An 826-nucleotide genomic window follows, 5' to 3' on the forward strand; every position below is an offset into this window, starting at 1 on the left:
AATTTTCTTTAACAAGATAGCCATTTTTTTTAAATAAATTTAAATCATTCATAAAATCGAATTATGAAGAAAATAAATCTTCTTAGAAAAAATTACAATGCTTATTGTGTTATAAGAATATCAGTGAAGGTTATATGTTAATCCGAGAATTTAAAAAAATTCCCGGATTATACCTAATTTTTAATTAACAACCTTTAAAAGATGCAGACATATTTCTTATTAAATTGAAATATAGATCTTTACCTGGATCTAATGTTGCACCTAGAGGATCCAGAACACCAGTTTTAATCTTCATATCTTTTGCTACAGCATTGATAATATCAGGATTAAACTGAGGCTCTGAGAACACACAAGCTACTTTATCATGCTCGATAATTTCTCTAATTTCAGCTAGTTGTTCTGCACCAGGCATTACATCTGTATTAACAGTAAATGCACCTAATACATTTACGTTAAATCTTTCTTCAAAATATTGATAAGCATCATGGAATACAATTGAAGAAACACTGTTACTTAAATCTGTCATTACATCAATTGTAAGTTTATCGATTTCTTGTAAAGCTTTAGCTAAATTACTTTTGTATTTAGCTTCATTTTTTGGGTCATTTTCAATTAAATGTTCTGCCATCTCATTTAATATAGCTTTTGAATTAATTGGGTCCAACCAAATGTGTGGATCAAATTCACCATGTGCATGTCCATCATGATCATCATGTCCATGGTCGTCATGATCATCTTCTTTTTTACCGTGATCGTCGTGATCGTGGTCATGATCATCTTCTTTTTTACCGTGATCGTCGTGATCGTGGTCATGATCATCTTCTTT

At 30.5% G+C, this 826-nt stretch carries 1 protein-coding gene; it reads right to left on the bottom strand.

Annotated elements, in window-relative coordinates; all coding sequences use genetic code 11:
• Positions 1-184 precede the first annotated feature (184 nt).
• A partial coding sequence (locus AMN99_RS01370; protein WP_179850422.1) for a zinc ABC transporter substrate-binding protein occupies positions 185-826 on the bottom strand: 642 nt, incomplete at its 5' end.

It is taken from the genome of Candidatus Pelagibacter communis (assembly GCF_001180225.1).
Lineage (GTDB): Bacteria > Pseudomonadota > Alphaproteobacteria > Pelagibacterales > Pelagibacteraceae > Pelagibacter > Pelagibacter ubique_D.